This window comes from Micromonospora sp. AMSO1212t, assembly GCF_008868145.1.
Taxonomy (GTDB): Bacteria; Actinomycetota; Actinomycetes; order Mycobacteriales; family Micromonosporaceae; genus Micromonospora; species Micromonospora tulbaghiae.
Window position 1 is genome coordinate 1 of the sequence record NZ_WBKS01000114.1, and the last position, 20,202, is coordinate 20,202.

General features: G+C 73.3%; 13 protein-coding genes and 1 pseudogene. 9 read left to right on the top strand and 5 right to left on the bottom strand.

All coding sequences use genetic code 11. From position 1 onward, the window contains the following. Positions 1 to 349: 349 nt before the first annotated feature. From F8279_RS23355 to F8279_RS23380, 6 genes are all read left to right on the top strand, one after another. Positions 350 to 1,120 carry a redox-sensing transcriptional repressor Rex gene (locus F8279_RS23355; protein WP_151501068.1) on the top strand — a complete coding sequence of 257 codons (771 nt, stop codon included), beginning with the start codon at positions 350 to 352 and terminating at the stop codon, positions 1,118 to 1,120. Then, entirely contained in the window at positions 1,117 to 2,490 is a 1,374-nt protein-coding gene (locus tag F8279_RS23360; RefSeq protein ID WP_151501069.1) for a glutamyl-tRNA reductase, read from the top strand. Before F8279_RS23355 ends, F8279_RS23360 begins: the two co-directional genes overlap by 4 nt. Further along, positions 2,487 to 3,473, top strand: coding sequence for a hydroxymethylbilane synthase (gene hemC / locus F8279_RS23365; RefSeq protein ID WP_091426655.1), 987 nt, complete (start codon positions 2,487 to 2,489; stop codon positions 3,471 to 3,473). Before F8279_RS23360 ends, hemC begins: the two co-directional genes overlap by 4 nt. Beyond that, complete coding sequence (locus F8279_RS23370; protein ID WP_091426652.1) at positions 3,470 to 5,050, top strand: uroporphyrinogen-III synthase; 1,581 nt, start codon at positions 3,470 to 3,472, stop codon at positions 5,048 to 5,050. Before hemC ends, F8279_RS23370 begins: the two co-directional genes overlap by 4 nt. 13 nt (positions 5,051 to 5,063) lie before the next feature. Then, on the top strand, positions 5,064 to 6,047 hold the full coding sequence (gene hemB / locus F8279_RS23375; RefSeq protein ID WP_091426649.1) for a porphobilinogen synthase: 984 nt from the start codon (positions 5,064 to 5,066) through the stop codon (positions 6,045 to 6,047). Between the two features lie 447 nt (positions 6,048 to 6,494). Further along, positions 6,495 to 7,109, top strand: a complete 615-nt coding sequence (locus F8279_RS23380) for a helix-turn-helix transcriptional regulator (protein ID WP_225853384.1) — start codon at positions 6,495 to 6,497, stop codon at positions 7,107 to 7,109. 32 nt (positions 7,110 to 7,141) lie between these two features. On the opposite strand, the gene F8279_RS23385 is transcribed toward F8279_RS23380, so the two are convergent. From F8279_RS23385 to F8279_RS23395, 3 genes are all read right to left on the bottom strand, one after another. Continuing rightward, on the bottom strand, positions 7,142 to 10,414 hold the full coding sequence (locus F8279_RS23385; RefSeq protein ID WP_151501071.1) for a lamin tail domain-containing protein: 3,273 nt from the start codon (positions 10,412 to 10,414) through the stop codon (positions 7,142 to 7,144). A gap of 92 nt (positions 10,415 to 10,506) precedes the next feature. Next, positions 10,507 to 11,523: a GNAT family N-acetyltransferase gene (locus tag F8279_RS23390; protein ID WP_091426643.1), complete on the bottom strand. Its 1,017-nt coding sequence runs from the start codon at positions 11,521 to 11,523 to the stop codon at positions 10,507 to 10,509. A 67-nt stretch (positions 11,524 to 11,590) separates the two neighbouring features. Beyond that, positions 11,591 to 12,826, bottom strand: coding sequence for a lytic murein transglycosylase (locus tag F8279_RS23395; RefSeq protein WP_151501072.1), 1,236 nt, complete (start codon positions 12,824 to 12,826; stop codon positions 11,591 to 11,593). 39 nt (positions 12,827 to 12,865) lie between these two features. Between F8279_RS23395 and F8279_RS23400 the strand changes: the two genes are divergently transcribed. Then, a complete protein-coding gene (locus F8279_RS23400) occupies positions 12,866 to 13,081 on the top strand; it encodes a zinc ribbon domain-containing protein (protein ID WP_151501073.1) in 216 nt (71 codons plus the stop codon). A gap of 155 nt (positions 13,082 to 13,236) precedes the next feature. After that, positions 13,237 to 15,996 (top strand): annotated as a pseudogene (locus F8279_RS23405) (adenylate/guanylate cyclase domain-containing protein); the annotation flags it as partial. A gap of 102 nt (positions 15,997 to 16,098) precedes the next feature. Here the strand turns inward: F8279_RS23405 and F8279_RS23410 are convergent. Both F8279_RS23410 and F8279_RS23415 read right to left on the bottom strand, forming a co-directional pair. Continuing rightward, positions 16,099 to 16,641 (bottom strand): phospholipase, encoded by a 543-nt coding sequence (locus F8279_RS23410; protein WP_151501075.1) that lies wholly within the window; start codon positions 16,639 to 16,641, stop codon positions 16,099 to 16,101. 159 nt (positions 16,642 to 16,800) lie between these two features. Continuing rightward, complete coding sequence (locus F8279_RS23415) at positions 16,801 to 18,465, bottom strand: glycoside hydrolase family 10 protein (protein WP_151501076.1); 1,665 nt, start codon at positions 18,463 to 18,465, stop codon at positions 16,801 to 16,803. 274 nt (positions 18,466 to 18,739) lie between these two features. On the opposite strand from F8279_RS23415, the gene F8279_RS23420 reads away from it, so the two are divergent. After that, on the top strand, positions 18,740 to 20,202 hold a 1,463-nt coding region (locus F8279_RS23420), incomplete at its 3' end, for an amino acid permease (RefSeq protein WP_151501077.1).

The window sequence follows — 20,202 nt, forward strand, 5'->3', positions numbered from 1 at the left end:
CACGCTGGCCTTTCGGGGGTGGGGTTCTCCCTACTGAAAACGTGAGACTCGCCTCGCCGCGCCGGTCACGGAGCGCTACGGCCCCCGCGCGATTGGTCAGGGAAGTCTGGATTGAGCAATAATCGCCAGGCGCCGCCGAGAGACGCGGTTGATCGATCTTGCGGGAATGGAGGGGCAGGTGAAGGCGCGTCGCGAGCTTTCAAGATCGCGATTTGTGCACCCCTTCACAAACACCTACTCTGTAGTTCCGACGCGCCCTGCTAGCACAGCCGGCAATCTCGGTCGCCAGCGGGAGTCCCCAAACGACCGGCCTCCGTCGCTGGTCGAGGATCGCACCGCACGGAGTCTCATGAGCCAGCACCGTCAACCAGGCGCGCCCGGTCGCACCGGTGCCGTACCGGCGCTTCCGGACCTGCCCGAGGCGACCGTGTCGCGGCTCCCGGAATACCTGCGTGCGCTGCACGTGCTCGCCGACGCCGGGCACGAGACGGTGTCCAGCGAGGCCCTCGCCAACGCCGCCGGCGTCAACTCCGCGAAGCTCCGCAAGGACCTGTCCCACCTCGGCTCGTACGGCACCCGGGGCGTCGGCTACGACGTCGCGCTGCTGGTCGACCAGATCTCCTCGGTGCTCGGGCTCACCCAGTGCCGGACCGTCGCGCTCGTCGGCGTGGGTAATCTCGGTCACGCCCTGGCCGGCTACGACGGCTTCGCCAACCGCGGGTTCCGCATCGCCGCGCTGCTCGACGCCGACCGGTCCCGCGTCGGCGAAGAGATCAACGGCCTGGTCGTACGGCACGTCGACGAGCTGCCCCAGATCGTCGCCGAGGAGTCGATCTCGATCGGCGTCATCGCCACCCCCGCCCCGGCGGCCCAGGCGGTCGCCGACCAGTTGGTCGCCGTCGGCGTGACGAGCATCCTCAACTTCGCGCCGTGCGTACTCTCGGTTCCGGACGGGGTCGACCTGCGCAAGGTCGACCTCGCCATCGAGCTGCAGATCCTGTCCTTCCACGAGCACCGCAAGGCATCGCTGACCGCGCTCCCCGCCGCCGGCGGGTCCGCCCTCACCGCCCTGCCCGGCGGGCTCGCGGCAACCGACACCCAGGAGGCGATCGGCACGTGAAACTGCTCGTCGTCGGCGCGTCCTACCGCACCGCCCCGGTCGCCACCCTGGAACAGCTGGCCGTCCCGCCCGCCGACCTCACCCGCACGCTGGACCGCCTGATCGCCCAGCCGTACGTCGCCGAGGCCGTCCTGGTCTCCACCTGCAACCGGGTGGAGGTCTACGCCGCCGTGTCCGGGTTCCACGGCGGACTCGGTGACATCTGCGCGGTCCTGGCCGACCAGGCCGGCTGCCAGCCGGCGGCGCTCGCCCCGCACCTCTACGTGCACTACGACGCCGCCGCCGTGGACCACGTCTTCCGGGTGGCCGCGGGGCTCGACTCGATGGTGGTGGGCGAGGCGCAGATCCTCGGCCAGCTCCGCGACGCGTACCACTCCGCCGGTGGCGCCGACTCCGCCGGGCGGCTGCTGCACGAGCTGATGCAGCAGGCGCTGCGGGTCGGCAAGCGGGCGCACGCCGAGACCAACATCGACCGGGCCGGGCAGAGCGTCGTCACCGCCGCCCTCGACCTCGCCGCCGAACTGCTCGACGGCGACCTGGCCGGCCGGCCGGCGATGGTGGTCGGTGCGGGCGCGATGGGCTCGCTGGGCGTGGCCACGCTGTCCCGGCTGGGCGCCGGCCCGCTCACCGTGACCAACCGGGGCGCCGCCCGTGCCGTCCGGCTCGCCGAGTCGTACGGCGCGTCCGCCGTGCCGATGGCCGAGCTGATCACCGCACTCGCCGCTGTCGACGTCGTGGTCGCCGCCACCGCCGCCACCGAGCCGGTGCTCACCCGCGACGTGGTGACCCGGGCGCTGGCCCGCCGGGACGCCGACCGCGGCCCGCTGGTCCTGCTCGACCTGGCCGTCCCGCGCGACGTCGAGCCCGGCGTCGCCGAGCTGCCCGGCGTCGAGGTGATCGACATCGACCGGATGGCCGCCGTCCTCGCCGACGGACCGGCCGCGGCCGACGCCGCCGAGGTGGCCCGGATCGTGACCGGCGAGGTCGAGGCGTTCCTGAGCTGGCTGCGCGGCGCCGACGTCGCGCCGACGGTGGCCGCGCTGCGCGGCCGGGCCGAGGACGTCGTCAGCGCCGAGCTGCGCCGCCTCGGCCAGCGCCGGCCCGACCTCAGCGACGACCAGCGCGCCGAGGTCGCCCGCACCGTGCACCGGGTCGTGCAGCGGCTGCTGCACCAGCCGACCGTACGGGTCCGCCAGCTCGCCGCCGAGCCCGGCGGCGACCAGTACGCGGCGCTGCTGCGCGAACTGTTCGACCTCGACGTCCCGCAGACGTCCCCGGTCGACACCGTTCCCGACGTGGTCGCCACCGACTCCGACGGCCGGTCGTCGTTCGACGCCGCCGACGTCCCGCCCACCGGAGGTGCGCGATGACCGCCCCCCTTCGCCTCGGTACCCGGGGCAGCGCCCTGGCGATGGCCCAGTCCGGCCACGTCGCCGAGGCCCTCACCGCGGCCACCGGCCGACCGGTCGAGCTGGTCGAGGTGGTGACCGCCGGCGACAGGTCCACCGCCCCGGTGCAGCGGCTCGGCGTCGGTGTGTTCGTCTCCGCGCTGCGCGACGCGCTGACCGCCGGCGAGATCGACTTCGCCGTCCACTCGTACAAGGACCTGCCCACCGCGGCGGCGCCCGGCCTGCACGTCGCGGCCGTACCGCCGCGGCAGGATCCGCGCGACGCGCTCGTGGCCACGAACGGCCGTACGCTCGCCGAGCTGCCGCCCGGCGCCCGCGTCGGCACCGGCGCGCTGCGCCGGATCGCCCAGTTGCACGCGCTGGGCATGCAGTTGGAGGTCGCCCCGATCCGGGGCAACATCGACACCCGGGTGGCCCGGGTGCTCGGCCCGGACGCCGACCTCGACGCCGTCGTGCTGGCCCGCGCCGGGCTCAACCGGATCGGCCGCGCCGACGTCATCACCGAGACGCTCGACCCGATGCTCATGCTGCCCGCGCCCGCTCAGGGTGCGTTGGCCGTCGAGTGCCGGGCCGACGACCAGGACGTGATCGAGCTGCTCGCGCTGCTCGACCACGAACCGTCCCGTGCCGCGATCACCGCGGAGCGGGCGCTGCTGGCCACCCTGGAGGCAGGGTGCAGCGCACCCGTGGCCGCGTACGCCGTCCTCGCGGAAGGCGAGCCCACCGACGAGGGCGACGTCAATCAGGAGATCTACCTGCGCGGTGCGGTGATCAGCCCGGACGGTTCGCGTGACCTCCGGCTGTCCCGCACCGGAACGCCCGCCGACGCGGCGGAGATCGGCAAGGCACTCGCCGCCGAACTCCTCGAACTCGGCGCCGACTCGATCCTCGGCCAGGACGCACAGGCCGGCCCGGGGACCCAGCAACTTGGGAGCACAGAATGACCCGCACCCGTAAGCCCGTAGGCCAGATCGCATTCGTCGGGGCCGGTCCCGGCGACCCGGGCCTGCTGACCCGCCGGGCGCTGGACGCCCTGGTCGACGCCGACCAGGTGGTCTACGACCGGGGCGTACCCGAGTCGCTCCTGGCGCACGTCCGCGCCCAGGCCCGGCCCGACGCCGAGTTCAGCCCCGCCGAGGGCGTACCGGGGGACGTGGCGAAGGTGCTGATCTCCGCGGCCCGCGCCGGGCAGAACGCCGTGCACCTGGTCGCCGGTGACCCGTTCGGCCACGACTCGGTGGTCAAGGAGGTGCAGGCGGTCGCGCGTACCGCCGCGCACTTCGAGGTGGTGCCGGGCGTCGGCCAGGCCGAGGGCGTCGCCACCTACGCGGGTGTCCCGCTGCCGGGCGTACGCACCGCCGCCGACGTCGAGGACGTCACCGCGCTGGACTTCGAGGCGCTCGCCACGGCCGTCGGCCGGGGTTCGCTGGCGCTCGCCGTGGACGCCGGTGACCTGGCCGCCGTCCGGGACGGCCTGCTGGCCGCCGGGGTCGACGGCACCACAGCGGTCGGGGTGACCGGCGACGGCACCGGCGAGACGCAGTACACCACCACGTCGAGCGTGGACTCCTTCGTCGCGGCGGCGCTCGGCTTCACCGGCCGGGTGGTGCTCACCGTCGGCGCGGCCGTCACCGACCGCGACAAGCTGAGCTGGTGGGAGAACCGCCCGCTGTACGGCTGGAAGGTGCTGGTCCCCCGCACCAAGGAGCAGGCCGGCGTGATGAGCGCGCGGCTGCGCGCGTACGGGGCCATCCCGTGCGAGGTGCCGACCATCGCGGTCGAGCCGCCGCGCACTCCGGCGCAGATGGAGCGGGCGGTCAAGGGCCTGGTCGACGGCCGGTACGCCTGGGTCATCTTCACCTCGGTGAACGCGGTCCGGGCGGTCTGGGAGAAGTTCGCCGAGCACGGCCTCGACGCCCGCCACTTCGGCGGCGTGAAGATCGCCTGCATCGGTGACGCCACCGCCGAGGCGGTCCGCGCCTTCGGCATCCAGCCCGAGCTGATCCCCTCCGGGGAGCAGTCCTCCGAGGGTCTGCTGGCCGAGTTCTCGCCGCACGACGAGATCCTCGACCCGGTCGGCCGGGTGCTGCTGCCGCGCGCCGACATCGCCACCGAGACCCTGGCCGCCGGCCTGACCGAGCGGGGCTGGGAGGTCGACGACGTGACCGCGTACCGGACCGTCCGGGCGGCGCCGCCGCCCGCCGAGATCCGCGACGCGATCAAGTCGGGCGGGTTCGACGCGGTGCTGTTCACCTCGTCGTCCACGGTGCGGAACCTCGTGGGTATCGCCGGGAAGCCGCACGCGCGGACCGTTGTTGCAGTGATCGGGCCCAAGACGGCGGAGACCGCCACCGAGTTCGGCCTGCGCGTCGACGTGCAGCCGCCGCATGCGTCGGTGCCGGACCTGGTGGAGGCGCTCGCCGCCTACGCCGTCGAGCTGCGGGAGAAGCTCGCCGCCATGCCGGCGAAGCAGCGCCGGGGCTCCAAGGTGCAGGGCCCGACCGCCCTGCGGTTCCGCTGACAGGAGGCCCCTCATGCCGTACCCCGAGATCCGGCCCCGCCGGCTGCGCCGCAACGCGGCCGTGCGGCGGCTGGTCTCCGAGACCCGCGTCGACCCGGCCGAGCTGGTCGTGCCGATGTTCGTCAAGGAAGGGCTGACCGAGCCGCGGGCCATCGCGTCGCTCCCGGGGGTGCTCCAGCACTCCCGGGACTCGCTGCGCAAGGCCGCCGCGGAGGCGGTCCAGGCCGGGGTCGGCGGGATCATGCTGTTCGGGGTGCCGGCGACGCGGGACGAGACCGGCTCCGGTGGCGTCGACCCGGCCGGCGTGCTCAACACGGCCATCCGGGACGTGATCGCCGAGGTCGGCGACTCGACTGTGGTGATGAGCGACCTGTGCCTGGACGAGTTCACCTCGCACGGGCACTGCGGCCTGCTCACCCCGGACGGCGGGGTCGACAACGACGCCACGCTCGCCGCGTACGCCGACATGGCGGTGGCCCAGGCCGCCGCCGGGGTCCACGTGGTCGGGCCGTCCGGGATGATGGACGGCCAGGTCGGCGTGGTCCGCAAGGCGCTCGACGCCGCCGGGCACCAGGACGTCTCGGTGCTCGCGTACGCGGTGAAGTACGCCTCCGCCTTCTACGGCCCGTTCCGCGACGCGGTGGAGTCGGCGCTGGAGGGGGACCGGCGCACCTACCAGCAGGACCCGGCGAACCTGCGCGAGTCGCTGCGCGAGGTCGAGCTGGACGTGGCCGAGGGCGCCGACATGGTCATGGTCAAGCCGGCCCTGCCCTACCTCGACGTGGTGTCGGCGGTCCGGGCCGCGGTGAACGTCCCGGTCGCCGCCTACCAGGTCTCCGGCGAGTACGCGATGGTCGAGGCCGCCGCCGCGAACGGCTGGATCGATCGGGAGCGCGTGATGCTGGAGACGCTCACCTCGATCCGCCGGGCCGGCGCCCAGATCATCCTCACCTACTGGGCCGTCGAGGCCGCCCAGCTGCTGCGCGAGCGCTACTGACCATCGTTGGCCGGCGCCGTTCGGCTGCCGGCACGACTGCGGCGGGCTCGCCCCGGCTCGCATGGCCGACAGTGCGTTGTCCACAGCCACGTCGGTCACTCTGCGCAACCTTTCGAGGTGCGGCGTACTTCACCTCCCGCCGACTTTGCTCTGCAGCCTCGGGCGCGACTATCACGGAACGTGCACGCTGCCTTGATGGCTGCAGAGCAAAGTCCGCCGAGGTAGCTCTCGCCGTCGCGACGATCCAGGGCTCTCTGTCTGTTTAATTCACCTTTGTCCATCGCGTTGAGCTGCTGTCGTCAGCGAGGCGCTTAACGCTGTGTGAACGTTACCCTCTGTGTGTGCCAGCGGCTGGCACCCGCGGAGGGCGGACGCCGCATCCCGGGTTTTCCACAGGCCGTGGCGCGGGGTTGCCGGGCCGGTGCGGGAGACGGGACCGTGGGCGGCGTGACAGACATCGCCGACACCGTGCCGGAGGCCACTCCCGCTACCGCCACCACCACTGGCGCCGCACCCGGGGCCACCGCCGCGACGGCGGCAGACGGCGGGCAGGCGTTGCTCACCGAGCCGTTCGACGTGCCGTTCCCGGCACCGGGGATCGTCCGGGCGGTGCGTCGCAGGGCCGACGCCAGCCAGCGTGAGCTGGCCCGGTTCGCCCGGGTGCATCCGAGCACGATCGGGCGGATCGAGGCGGGCAGCCTGACGCCGAGCCTGACCATGCTGTCCCGCATCGTCGGCACGGCCGGCTTCCGGCTCGTGGTCGTCGACGAGGCCGGTCGGCTGCTCAAGCCGATGCGGGACCGGGCCGACCTGCGGGACGGCGCGGAGCGGCGGTACCCGTCCCACCTCGACATCGTCACCGACCCGGAGCCGGGGGAGTGGTGGGCCGACCGGTACGGGTTGGCCCGCCCGCCGGAAACCTTCTACCGCAATCGGGAGGTCCGGGACTGGCTACGCCGCCGCAGCCAGTGGGAGGTGCGGGTGGCCAAGTACCGGAGCGTGCCGCCCCCACCCGATCCACAGCGGTGCGGATACCGCGGCGGCCCGCCGATCCGCCCATGAGCGAATCGACGGGCCGCCGCGCGGAACGCCGCTCAGTCGTCGTTCAGGATCGTCCCGGTACCGGACGGGTCGGCGAGCCGCAGGCCCGGAACCCCTGCTACGTACAGCGTGAGCTTCTCGTCCGCCTCGCGCTTGCGGTCACCGCGCACGGTGACCGGGAACGTCAGCGAGGTCCGGCCCGCGGCCAGCACCCGGCAGCCGACGTACGGGTCGTAGTCCGACCCGGCCTGAGCTGTGGTGCCGTACGTGGTCGCGCAGATCAGGGCCGGCTCGGAGAGCGGGCGGGACACGGTGACCGTGAACGTCATCGCGCTGGTGCCCTTGTCGCCCTCGGTGACCGAGGTGTCCGCGACCCGCAGCGAGGCGCGGGAGCGGAACCGGGCCACCTGCGGATCGTGGTCACTGGCGCCCCGGTCGCCCAGCTCCGGCGCGTCGGTCGGGTAGTCGGCGTTGATGTGCGCCGTCCGCACCTGCACCAGATCGTCGTGCATCGGGTCGTTGACGAAGAGGTTGTCCAGCGTCTGCGCCTGCCCGCTGAAGGTGTACGAGTACGCCGACGCGGGCGCGTCCGCCACCAGGTCGTCCCAGAGGTTGTGCAGCCCGGCCTCGTACAGCGGGGCGAGCTGGTCCGACGGGGTCGGGTTCTGGGCGGTGGCGATCGGGTCGTCCGGGCGGGGGAAGACGTTCAGGTCGCCGCCGTAGACCACGCGGGCGTTCGGGTCGCTCGCCTCGACCGCCTGGACGATCGCCGCCCCGTACGCGGCCTGCTCGCGGCGCTGCCCGACCCGGCTGTCCGGTCCGGACGAGAAGTGGTTGGCGACCGCCCAGAGCGTGAACCGCTCGCTCGACCCGGGACCGGCCTTCACGGTGAACCGGGCCACCTGCGCCGCGCGGGTGTAGACGTTGCTGCCGTCCACGCCGGTCGACCGGTCCACGTCGGCCGGCAGCACCGCGTTGAACGCCTTGGGGTTCTGCACGTCGGTGTTGGACGGCAGCGCCGCCGAGCGGTACTGGACGGTCGGGGCGGAGCCCAGCAGCGGGTCCGCGGCGGTCGCCTCGGCGAGGCTGAGCCGGTCGGTCCGGTAGAGGAACGCCGAGGCGATGCCCCGGGCGTCCGCGCCGGTCCGGTCGTACGCGGCGGCGTATGCCGGACCGCCGTTCGCCGCGATCGCGAGCGCCAGCTCCTGCACGGTGTCCGGCGCGCCGTCGGCGTTGTTGGTGTCGCCGCAGGCCAGAGCGCCGTCTACCACCGAGCAGATGTCCTGGTCCTCGGCCTCCTGCACCAGGATCAGATCCGGGCTGTGCAGCGACTGGACGATCTGCCGGGCCTGCACTGCGAGCTTGGCGGCGTACGCCTCGGGACTCGCCGGCACGTAGTCGAACGGCGGGCTGACACCGGGGCAGCCGGTGTTGCCGGCGAAGTCGCAGCCGTCGAACGGGTCGTCCCGGTAGTCGTACAGGTTCTCCACGTTGTACGTGGCGATCGCGACCTCGCTGCCGCGGTCGGCCGGCTGCGGCGGGTGGTTCGCGGCCGGGTCCGCGCCACCGGTCAGGGTGAGCTGCTCGGGCTGCACGCTGTACTTGCTGAACGCGTACGAGACGGAGCCGTAGGCGTCCTCGGTGAGCGTGTCGAACGTGCGCGCCTCGGGCAGCAGCGCCCGCGAGTCACCAGCGGTCGCCTTCACACCGCCGGCACCCAGCAGGATGCGCTGGTTGTTGCCGTTGTCGAACAGCGTGCCGGGAATGTCGTCGAGCGGGTGCGCGTCCCGGAACACCCGCCGGGCGTACGGGTCGGACCGCTTCATCACCGGGTCCGCGCGGTCCAGCACGTAGATCTCGGAGTCGGCGGTGGAGGAGTAGATGTGCCGGGGCGCCGAGACGCCACTGCCGGCGCGTACCCGCATCCGCTCGCCCTCGTGCCGCTCCCAGAACAGGTCGGCGGCGGCCGCCTCGGCCGGCGGGACCGCGTCGTCGACCCGGACCGCGGTGTCCACGTCGAGGCCGGAGTCCAGCTGGCGGACCAGCGAGGCGCCGGAGAGCTGGGTCTGGTTGAAGTACTCGGAGACCCGGCCGCGCAGCACGACCTCGTCGCCGACGGTCGGGGCGTACCCGCCGATCAGCGTGGTGAACGAGCCCATGAAGACGAACAGTCCGTCGGAGGTCAGCAGGTCGCCGTCCTCGGTGCCGAGCCGGCTCTGGAGGTAGAAGCCCCACTGGTCGGCGCCCGCCGAACTCCGGGTCAGCGACTTGCCGGTGATGACGCCGCGCACGTCGTAGAGCGTGGAGCTGGTGCCGTTGCCGCTGGCCGGCGCGAGCGGCGACCGGTCGGTGCGGCCGTCCTCGTCGTCAGCGGTGCGGCCCTGCACCTCGCCGATCGACAGCACGCTGGTGGCCTGCACGGTGAGCGTGCAGGTGGCGGTGCCGCCCTCCGCGTCGGTGGAGGTCACGGTGACCGCGTAGCTGCCGGCCGGCAGGCCGGTGGCGGTGACCGTCGCGGTGGCGGTGCCACCGTTCCCGGCCGCCGGGGTGAATGCGGTACGGCTGATCGAGCCGCTCGCCGGCACCGGCACGACCGAGGTGACCGCCAGGTCGGTGACCGTGTCGTCGGCGTCGGTCGCGGTGACCTCGCGGGTGGCCGTGGCGCCCGCCGACAGCGTCAGCGCCCCGCCACAGGCCAGGGTGGGCGGCTGGTCGACCGGCCCGCCTCCGCCGACGGTGTGGCTGCCCAGCCCGTCGAACGTGTCGGTGGCGAAGCCGGCCCACTGCGCGGCCGGGTCGAACGCGTCCGCCGGGTCGGTGTCGCCCGCGGTCACCGAGGGCAGCCGGCGCAGCGTGTTGTCCGCCGTGCTGGTGAGGCCGCTGCCCCACTCGCTGCCCGGGTCGACGCCGACCTGGCCCAGGGAGTCGACCACCGCGTCGCCCTTGCGCAGCACGATCGCGTCGTCGCCGTTGAACAGCGAGCCGGAGTACATCTGGTCGGCCTGGGCGAGGATCGCCGGCGCGGCCGCCGCGGCGGCGAAGACGAAAACGTCACCGGCCGCTACGGTGCCGGTCAGGGTGACGTTCGTCGAGGTGGTGGCGCCGTTGAAGAAGAGCTGGAGCTGGTAGCCGCCGGCGGCCAGGTCGATCGGGGCGCCGGTGCCGTTGTACAGCTCGACGGCCTTGTTGTTGGACGACCCCTCGACGTACTCCGAGATGAACAGGTCGGTGGGCGCGGCGCTGGCCGCGGTGGGTGCGACAGCGATCGCCGTGAGGGTGACGGCGGCGGTGGTCGCGAGCGCGGCGAGGGTGCGGCGCGGGCGCATGGGGCCTCCACGATGGGTGGACAGGAACTAACGAACGTTAAGGCTCTCGTGGGTGCACCGTCCAGCCCCTTCGATGGCCGGCCGGTGAACGCTCAGCGGTGACTGTCCAGCCGGTGCACCAGCTCGGCGACGTCCACACCGTATTCGCACCAGTCGCGGTCGGGGCGGTAGCCCAGCTCGGCGTTGACCTTCAGCATCGACTCGTTGTCCTGCGCGTTCCAGGTCTGCACCTCGGCCACCTCGGGCTCGGCCGAGCGCAGCTCCAGCAGCATCCGCGCCTTGATGGCCCGGTCGATGCCGTAGCCGCGGTGCTCGTGGACGACGATCGTGTCGTACTGGTCGGCCCGGGTCGGGTGCTGCGCCGGCACCACCACCTCGGTCAACCCGGCCACCTCGCCGGTCTGCTCGTGCAGCGCCAGCACGATGTACGGCTTCATGCCGCGCCGGTGCAGCGTGGCGAGGCTGTCGCGCAGCCGTTCCGGGTCGTAGGAGCTGGGCCGCAGCTCCACGTCGTCGGAGTCGCGCACCTCGGCCTTGGCCCGCGCGTACGCCTCGATGAGCTCGTCCGGCGGGCCACCCGGCCAGAACTCCACGCGGTAGCCCGCGCCGACCTCGGCGGCCATCTCGGTGAGCGCCGGCCAGTCCACCGACCGCAGGTCGAGCACGCTGCGGGTCTCCACGTAGTCGCGGGTGAAGCCCAGCGACTCGTAGAACGCCACGGCCGGGGTGTCGCCGACCACCTCCACGCCGATCGACTGGAAGCCCTCGTCCCAGACCCGGCGGGCGGCCACCCGCACCAGCTCGCGGCCGATGCCGCTGCGCCGGATCGCCGGGTGCACCAGCACCTCGAGCACGCCGATGCCGCCGAGCAGCAGCACGTGCACATGCCCGAGGATCGCACCGGGCGTGCCGTCCGGGGCGACGTCGTCCTGCGCGACCCACGAGATTCGCCGCTCGCCGGGCATCACCTCGGACAGATACTCCCGCATGGAGCTCTCCCGCCATGGCGGATCCTGCGGCAGATCGGCCGCCAGGACCGCGTTCAGCGTGTCCAGCAGGGACGCGATCTCGGCGGACGACGCGGTCCTGGGATCCCACTCGCGCACCATCACCCGTCTAGCTTGCCGTCAACGGCAGCCGGGGGGAAGGGTTCAGTCCGCGAATGTACGCGAGCCGTCACCTCACGTTGCGGCTGAGCCTGCCGTACTCGTCGGCCTTGTCGAACACGGCCTGGGCGTACCGACGCACATCGTTGTAGGAGAGGATGGCGCCCCACCAGTCGCCCGGGATGGTCATGTTCCGGCCGCCCTTGCACAGGTAGAGCCCGGCGGCCAGCGCCGCGTCGTCGATGTCGTGCGGGTTCTTCACGCCGTCGCCGTCGGCGTCCGCGCCGATCTCCTGCCACGTGGTCGGGATGAACTGCATCGGGCCGAGCGCCCGGTCGTGGACCCGGTCGCCGTCGAGCGCTCCCTGGTCGGTGTCGAGGATGCGGGACCGGCCGCCCTGCCCGTCGAGCGGCTGTCCCTTGATCTCCGGCAGGGCCCGGCCGTCGGCTTGCAGCGTGGCGCCGTTGGCCGCGCCGTGGCGCGACTCGACGTATCCGATCGCGGCCAGCGTGGTCCAGCTCAACTGGCAGGCGCGGTTGGTCTGGGCGAGCACCAGTTCGGCGTAGGCGTACGCCTGGAGCGCCACCACGGGGATCCCGGTGATCGCGCTTACCCGCTGCGCCCAGCCGGCGAGCGCGTCCGCCGGACGTCCGGCGGGCAGCACCGGGGCGGTGGTCGCGCCGGGCAGGGGTGTGCCGGTCGGTGCGGCGGTGCCGGGCATCCCGGTCAGCTCCGGCAACGGGGGCGTGGCGGGCGCCGCGGCGGTCTGCGGGACGCTCTGCGACGGCGTGGCCTCGGCGACCGTCTCCGGCCGGCCGACCGCCGCCGGCACGACCACCGCACCGGCCGTGGCGGCGGCAGCGACCAGGGCGAGCAGGAACAGCGCGGGCAGCGTGGTGCGCCCGCCGGGCCGCCGGGACCAGGCACGGGTGGCCCGGGTCGCGCCGACGGCGAGCTGTCTCGGGCGCGTGCGGACGGCGTGCGCGAACGGCATCCGCCGACGCCGCCCGCCGCCGGCCGCCACCTCGGCCTTCGCCTCCGCTCCGGAGTCAGTCTGCTGGGGCCCGCTCGCCCCGGACTCACCGTCCGGCTTCGCGCCTGGCTCGGGCTGCGGCTTCGCGCCGGACTCGGCGTCCGCCGCGCCCGCGTCGCGGGCCGGGTCGGCGGGCGGCTTCGGGGCGAGGGCGTCGCGCTCGCGGCGTTGGCGCGGGATGGGCGGGGTGCCGTCGTCGGGCGGCGCGGCGGGTCGCAGGGGCCGCGCAGTCGCTCGCCGTTCGCCGTCCACCACCCGTCGAGTATCACCCATCCGGGTGACGACGTCAGGCCCGGCCGTACGCTGTGGGACATGCCCCGGTACGAGTTCCGTTGCCGCGCCTGCGGCGACACCTTCGAGGTCAACCGCCCGATGGCCGAGGCCGGACGGTCGGCCACCTGCCCGCAGGGCCACGCCGACACGGTGAAACTGCTGTCCACGGTGGCCGTCACCGGCCGGGGCGGCTCCGCTCCGAGCGGTGGGATTCCCAGCGGCGGTGGTTGCTGCGGCGGCTCCTGCGGCTGCTGACTTTCCGCCGCCCGTCCCGCGGGTCGATCCGGGTCTTGCCGCCGCTGTGATCTTTTGGCACCTTGGGGCGGAATCTGCCCAGCCGTTCTCACGATGCGTGACGGCACGACCATAGGGCAGCATGGACCCGACGTCACCGGGCGGAGGTTCGACGTATGTCGCAAGGACACCACCTCCCCAGCGGGTGGGTGACCTTCGTGTTCACCGACATCGAGGGCTCGACGCGGCTGGCCCGGATGCTCGGCCCGGTCTATCGCCCGGTGCTGCACGAGCACCGGCGGCTGCTGCGCGACACCCTGGCCGGCACCGACGGCGCGGAGCTGCTGACCGAGGGGGATTCGTTCTTCCTCGCGTTCCCGGACGCCGCCGCCGCGGTCCGCGCCTGCCTGACCGCGCAGCGCGCGCTCGCCGGCCACGACTGGCCCAACCCGGATGCCACCCCGCGGGTACGGATGGGGCTGCACACCGGCTACGCCGAGCCCCGCGACGGCGAGTACGCCAGCCCCGAGGTGCACCGGGCCGCCCGGGTGGCCGCCGCCGCGCACGGCGGGCAGGTGCTCTGCTCGGCTGCCACCGCCCAGCACGCCGAGCCGCTGCCGGACGGGGTGTCCCTGCTGGACCTCGGGCTGCACCGGCTGCGCGGCTTCGACGACCGGGAGCGGCTGTTCCAGCTCGTCGCGCCCGGGCTGGAGCGGCGGTTCCCGCGTCCGCGTACCGCCGACGCGACAGCGCACAACCTGCCCACCCAGGTCACCACGTTCGTCGGCCGGCAGGCCGAGCGCGCCGAGCTGGGTCGGCTGGTCGAGGCGTACCGCCTGGTGACGGTGCTCGGCGCGGGCGGCGCCGGCAAGACCCGGCTGGCGGTGGAGCTGGCCTCCGGGATCGTCGAGGACTACCCGGACGGCGTCTGGTTCGTCGACATCGCCGCGGTGACCGACCCGGGGCTCGTGGCGTTCGAGATCGCCGCCGTGCTCGGCCTCCGCCCGGAGCCGGGCCGGCCGATGGTCGACACCCTCGTCGAGTACGCGGCGCCGCGCCGGATGCTCGTGCTGCTGGACACCTGCGACGCCCAGACCGCCGCGTCGGCCGAGGTGATCGGCCGGTTGCTGGCCGGTGGCCGGGGTGTGCGGGTGCTGGCGACCAGCCGGGAGTCGTTCGGCGTACCCGGCGAGGTGGTGTGGCGGATCCCGCCGCTGTCGGTCGACGAGGGGCCCGACGGCGGGGGCAGCGACGCGGTGGCGCTGCTGCTGGACCGTACCGCCGTGGCCCGGGGCGGCCGCGCGCCGGAGCCGGCCGAGCAGGCCGACCTGCACCGGGTGGTACGCCGACTGGACGGGCTGCCGCTGGCCATCGAGCTGGCCGCGGCCCGGCTGCGGGTGCTCTCGGCCGGGCAACTGGCCGAGCGGCTGGACGACATGCTGGGCACGCTCGACGCCGGCCGGGAGACGGCGGAACCGCCCCCGGTGGAGGCGGGCTGGAGCGGCAACCAGCAGGACACGGTGGACCTGGTGGCCGCCGCGACCGGCGCCGCGCCGCCCACCCCGGCGACCCGGGCGGTGCACCGTTCGGCGAGCGAGCGGCACCTGACCATCCAGGCCACCGTGACGTGGTCGTACCGGACGCTGGGGGCGCGCTCGGCCCGGCTGCTGCGCTGGATGGCGGTGTTCGCCGGTCCGGTGGACCTGCCGACCGTGCAGTGGCTGCTCGACGAGGACCCGCTCGACCCACTCTCGGTGCTCGTGGACAAGTCGATGGTGCTGGCCGAGCCGCATGCCTCCGGCAGCACCTACCGGATGCTCGACCCGATCCGGGCGTACGCGGCCCGGCGGCTGGTCGAGGCGGGCGAGGAGCAGAGCGCCCGGGACCGGCACGTGGCCTGGTGCCGGCACGCGCTGGACCGGGCCCACCTGGGACCGGACGGCCGCCCGGTGACGCTGTCCCTGTACGCGCTCGACCCGCTCGCGAACGAACTGCGGGCCGCGTTGCGCTGGTGCGCCACCGGCGGCAGTGCCCGGTCGGGGCTGTCGCTGGCGGGTGACCTGGACCAGTGGTGGCGGGAGCGCGGGCTGGCCCGGGAGGGACGGCTCTGGCTGTTCCGGCTCTACGGCCGGCTCGCCGAGACCGGCGAGGTGATGCCGGACGCCGAGCTGGCCGCCGCGTATCACATGCACTCGCTGCACGCGGGTGCGGACGGCGAGTTCGGCGAGGAGCTGAGGTACTCGCAGCGGGCCGAGGCGGCCGCCCGGCAGTCCGGCGACCGGGGGCTGCTGGCCCGGGTGCTGGCCGGACGCGCCGCGCCGCTGGTCGACATGGGGCAGTTCGCCGAGGCGGAGCGGGTCTGCCGTGAGGTGATCGACTGGGCGTACGCGCAGGACGTGGTGGGGGACGCGTTGCTGGCCGTCTACAACCTCGCCGAGCTGCTCTGGCGCCGGGGCGCGCTGGACGAGGCGGCCGACCTGCTCGCCGCGGCCCGCCCGGTCGAGGCGTCCCGCCCGGCCGAGCGGGGCGGCCGGTCGGTGGACATGCTGCTCGGGATGGTGGCCCTGGCCCGGGGCGATCTGGTCGCCGCGCACGAGCACCTGCTGGTGGCGTTGCGCTCCCGGATGAGCCACGGCTACCTGGGCCGGGCCTGCGACACGATCAACGCGATAGCGGTGCGCTGCGCGCTGGCCGGGGACGCGCTCTCCGCGGCCCGGCTGTTCGGGGCGGCGCAGGCCACCCGGGCGAACCTGCGGGCCACGCCGGGGATATACGGCCCGTACTGGTCGGCCCGGCAGACGGAGCTGCGCCGGGTGCTCGGTGACGAGGCGTTCGACGCCGCCTACGGCGCCGGGTCCGGGCTGCGGCTGGACGAGGTGGCGGCGCTGGCGCTGCACGTCGAGCACCCGGACCTCGCCGCCGACTCGCCCCGGTTCGGCGCGCAGAAGCCGGGTTCGTGGCCGGCGTTCGAGCCGCGCAGGACGGCCGGCTGAGCGCGTCGGGGAGCCCGCCGGCCGGCGGACTCCCCGTGCGGTGCGTCAGGCGCGGGCGGCGGCCCGGCGCTGGGCGTCGGCCTTCATCCGGGCGGCGCGGTCGAGGTCGGCCTGCGACACGGCGGCAACCGAGCCGAAGACGCTCACCGCCTGGTAGTACGTCCAGGCGAGGCTGTAGCAGGCGGGCCGCACCACCGCGTTGTACGTGGCGCAGACCCGCTTCAGGTCGGCGTAGAAGGCGTTGTCCAGGCGGGACTTGCTGGCCGAGAAGACCCCCATCGCCTTGTGGTTGCGGTAGCCGAAGTCGTGCCGGTAGCAGGAGAGCTTGAAGTTGAACCCGATCGGGTTGTCCGGGCTGGACGAGCAGTAGTCGGTGGACCAGTCGAAGCCGTACTCGGTCCAGGGCGCCCGGTTCTGCCGGGCGCTGTTCCAGGCGTTGTAGCTGGACGCGCTGGTCTGCGTCCAGCTGGTCAGGACGGACAGCTTCTGCTGGGTGCTCACCGCGGCGGCGGCCGGTGTGGCCAGGCCGAGCAGGGTGAGCAGGGCGAGTGTTCCGGCGGCGAGGGTGGTGGCGAGGCGACGGGACACGGGAACCTCCGCGGGTGGTGGCCGGGATCTCCGGATGTCGACAAGTGTCGATCAAGCGAGTGACCTGGGGCGATGCTCCGGGGAGCGGCTCGCTGACATCCGCCCAAACAGACGAATGCCCCCGGGCCGGCGAGGCGGCCCGGGGGCATCCGGCGGGGGTCAGCGCACGAAGCGCGGCGGGCTCGCCGGGCTCTCGTTAGCCAGCCGGTCCAGCGCGGTCACGTAGTACGTGTACCGGGCGCCGTCGGCCGCCGTGCTGTCCACCCACGACTGCACGGCGCCGTCGGTGGCCCGCACGGTGCCGACCAGGTGGGAGGCGTCGGCGAAGTCGCATCGCCCGGCCAGGCCGTGCCCGTCGAACCGGTAGATCGCGTAGGACGCGGCGGTGCCGAGCGGGCCCTTGCCGTCGGCCGGCTGACGCCAGCTCAGGCGTACCCCGTCCGCCTCCCGCTGGGCCTTGGTGACCACCGGGAACAGCAGCGGCTTGCGCGGCAGGTGCGTCATGGTGGGCACCAGCGCCGGGCGGGAGTAGTGCTCGGCGGCGTAGATGTCGGTGGCGCCGAGCCGGTTCGCCCGGACCTGCACGGCGGAGAAGTGCACGTTGCCGAGCACCTCCGGGTACGACCGGTTGAGCGTCAGGTGGTTCGACAGCTCCTGCGGGTTCATCCAGAACGACCCGTACGCCGGGTCACCGCTCTTGTAGTCGGCCTGGCCGATGTAGAGCTGGACCCGCGTGCCACGCACCTGCTCGGCCCACCACGGCACCAGCCGGGCGTAGTCGGCTGCCGGGTACTGGCCGATGTACCAGTAGAGCTGCGGCACGATGTAGTCGATCCACTCCTCCTTGACCCACTTGCGGGAGTCGGCGGAGATGATGTCGTACGACTGCGAGCCGGTGGTGTCCGAGCCGTTCGGGTCGGCCGACGCGTTACGCCAGATGCCGAACGGGCTGACGCCGAACTTCACATACGGCTTGACTGCCTTGATCTTGGCGTTCATCTCCTGGATCAGCAGGTTGATGTTGTCCCGCCGCCAGTCGGCCTTGTCGGTGAAACCCCTGTTGTACGCCGCGAACGTGGCGTCGTCCGGCACCTGGTGGGTGCCGCTCGGGTACGGGTAGAAGTAGTCGTCGAAGTGCACGCCGTCGATGTCGTACCGCTTGACCGCGTCCATCATCGCGGTCTGGACGAACTCGCGGACCTCGGGCACGCCGGGGTTGTAGTAGAGCCGGCTGCCGGCGACGCCGGCGGGCGGGTAGGCGAAGACCCAGTCGGGGTGCTGGCGGGCCGGGCTGTCCGGGGCCAGTTGCGAAAGGTCGGCGCCGGCGCCGCCGGGCGCGGGCATGGAGACGCGGTACGGGTTGAACCAGGCGTGGAACTCCAGGTTGCGCTTGTGCGACTCGGCGACCAGGAAGGCCAGCGGGTCCCAGCCCGGGTTCTTGCCGCGTACGCCGGTCAGGTACTCCGACCACGGCTCGTACGGCGAGGGCCAGAACGCGTCGGCGGTCGGGCGGACCTGGACCACGACGGCGTTGTGGTTGAGCTTCTGGGCCAGGTCGAGCCAGGCCAGGTATTCGGCCTTCTGCTTGGCCACCTGGTCCGGTGCGGTCCAGGAGTCCTTGCTGGGCCAGTCGATGTTCGTCACCGAGGCGATCCACATGGCCCGGAACTGGCGCTTGGGGGTGGCCGGGTCGGTGACGCAGTCGGTGGAGGGGAAAGTGGCGGTGCCGGTGTCGCCGGGGGCGGCCTGCGCCGGCGTGCCGGCGACCAGCGTGCCGAGCAGCGCCGCGGCCAGCGCGGCGGCTCCGAGCCGAGTTGCCTTCATGCGGTGCGGTCCCTTCGTCGGGTCCGGGGGGACGGTCGGCGGCGAGGGCGTGACGGCAAGATTCGCCGCGCTACCCATGCCTCCGGTAGAAAACTTTCATCAATCCGTGCCCGGCGCAAGACCCTGACGGCCGATCGATGTCCCACGTTGTCCGATCGGCCGGATCGTGACGATTCCGAGACACGCGGTGCGGGATTGGAGCGCAAAACGGCTGGGTAGCTAGCCCGGTCACAGACCGCCACCGTGGCGGCCGCACGGCGGGGGAGGTGATCAGATGTCGGTCCTGCGTACCAAGCCGATCGGGGACGTGCTCGCCCAGGGCGACGCCGACGGCGAGGACGGCAAACCGGGCCTGCGGCGCCGGCTCGGCGCGGTCGACCTGATGGGCTTCGGCATCGGCATCGTCATCGGCACCGGCATCTTCACGCTCACCGGCGTCGAGGCGCGCAACAGCGCCGGGCCGGGCGTGGTGATCTCGTTCGGCATCGCCGGCCTCGTCGCGCTGCTCGCGGCGCTCTGCTACGCCGAACTCGCCAGCAGCGTGCCGACCGCCGGCAGCGCCTACACCTACGCGTACGCGACGATGGGCGAGATCGTCGCCTGGATCATCGGCTGGGACCTGCTGCTGGAGTTCGCGCTCGGCGCGGCGGTGGTGGCCCGCGGCTGGTCCGGCTACCTCGCCGACCTGCTCGGCCTGCCCAGCGCCTGGTTCGCCGAGGAGGGCAGCGTCGTCAACCTCGGCGCGATCGGCATCGTGCTGGTGCTCGGCGTGGTCGCCGTCGTCGGCATCCGCGAGTCGGCCCGGGTCACCAACGTGCTGGTGCTGGTCAAGGTGGCGATCTGTGCCTTCGTCATCATCGCCGGGCTGTTCTTCGTCAAGGCGGCCAACCTCAGCCCGTTCATCCCTTCCGCCGAGCCGGCCGGGGCCGGGGACGACGGCATCAAGCAACCGGTCACCCAGGCCATCTTCGGGCTGGAGCCCTCCGTCTTCGGCTTCGTCGGGGTGCTCACCGCCGCCGCCGTCGTGTTCTTCGCGTACACCGGGTTCGAGGCCGTGGCGAACCTGGGTGAGGAGACCCGCAAGCCCAAGCGGGACCTGCCGCTGGGTCTGCTCGGCACGCTCGTCATCTCCACGGTGCTCTACATCGGCGTCTCGCTGGTCGTGGTGGGCATGGTCAAGTACACCGAGATCGACGAGGGTGCGCCGATCGCGTCCGCGTTCCGGGCGGTCGGCGCCGGCTGGGCCGCGGTGCTCGTCTCCATCGCCGCCGTCGCCGGGCTCACCAGCGTGATCCTCGTCGACCTGGTGGCAATGGGCCGGATCGGCTTCGCCATCGCCCGGGACGGGCTCATCCCGCCCGCCATCGCCAAGGTGCACCCCCGCTGGGGCACCCCGTACCGGATCGCCGGGATCATGACCGTCGCGGTGGCGCTGCTCGCCGGCTTCCTGCCGCTGTCCGCGCTGGCCGACCTGGTCAGCATCGGCGCGCTCTGCGCGTTCACGCTGGTCGCCATCGCGGTGCCGATCCTGCGCAAGCGCCGCCCCGACCTGGAGCGGCCGTTCAAGGTGCCGTTCTCGCCGGTGCTGCCGATCCTCACCGCGGTGGCGTGCCTCTACCTGAGCCTGAACCTCTCGGTGGAGACCTGGCTGCGGTTCCTCGCCTGGATGCTGATCGGCGCGGTCATCTACTTCGGCTACGGCCACCGCAAGAACCGGCTCGCCCGGCGCGAGCACTC

Coding starts and splice junctions, on each gene's coding strand:
- F8279_RS23370 (WP_091426652.1), top strand. CDS start 3,470: ATGACCCGCACCCGTAAGCCCGTAGGCCAGATCGCATTCGTCGGGGCC.
- hemC (WP_091426655.1), top strand. CDS start 2,487: ATGACCGCCCCCCTTCGCCTCGGTACCCGGGGCAGCGCCCTGGCGATG.
- F8279_RS23385 (WP_151501071.1), bottom strand. CDS start 10,414: ATGCGCCCGCGCCGCACCCTCGCCGCGCTCGCGACCACCGCCGCCGTC.
- F8279_RS23400 (WP_151501073.1), top strand. CDS start 12,866: ATGCCCCGGTACGAGTTCCGTTGCCGCGCCTGCGGCGACACCTTCGAG.
- F8279_RS23390 (WP_091426643.1), bottom strand. CDS start 11,523: ATGGTGCGCGAGTGGGATCCCAGGACCGCGTCGTCCGCCGAGATCGCG.
- hemB (WP_091426649.1), top strand. CDS start 5,064: ATGCCGTACCCCGAGATCCGGCCCCGCCGGCTGCGCCGCAACGCGGCC.
- F8279_RS23415 (WP_151501076.1), bottom strand. CDS start 18,465: ATGAAGGCAACTCGGCTCGGAGCCGCCGCGCTGGCCGCGGCGCTGCTC.
- F8279_RS23355 (WP_151501068.1), top strand. CDS start 350: ATGAGCCAGCACCGTCAACCAGGCGCGCCCGGTCGCACCGGTGCCGTA.
- F8279_RS23395 (WP_151501072.1), bottom strand. CDS start 12,826: ATGGGTGATACTCGACGGGTGGTGGACGGCGAACGGCGAGCGACTGCG.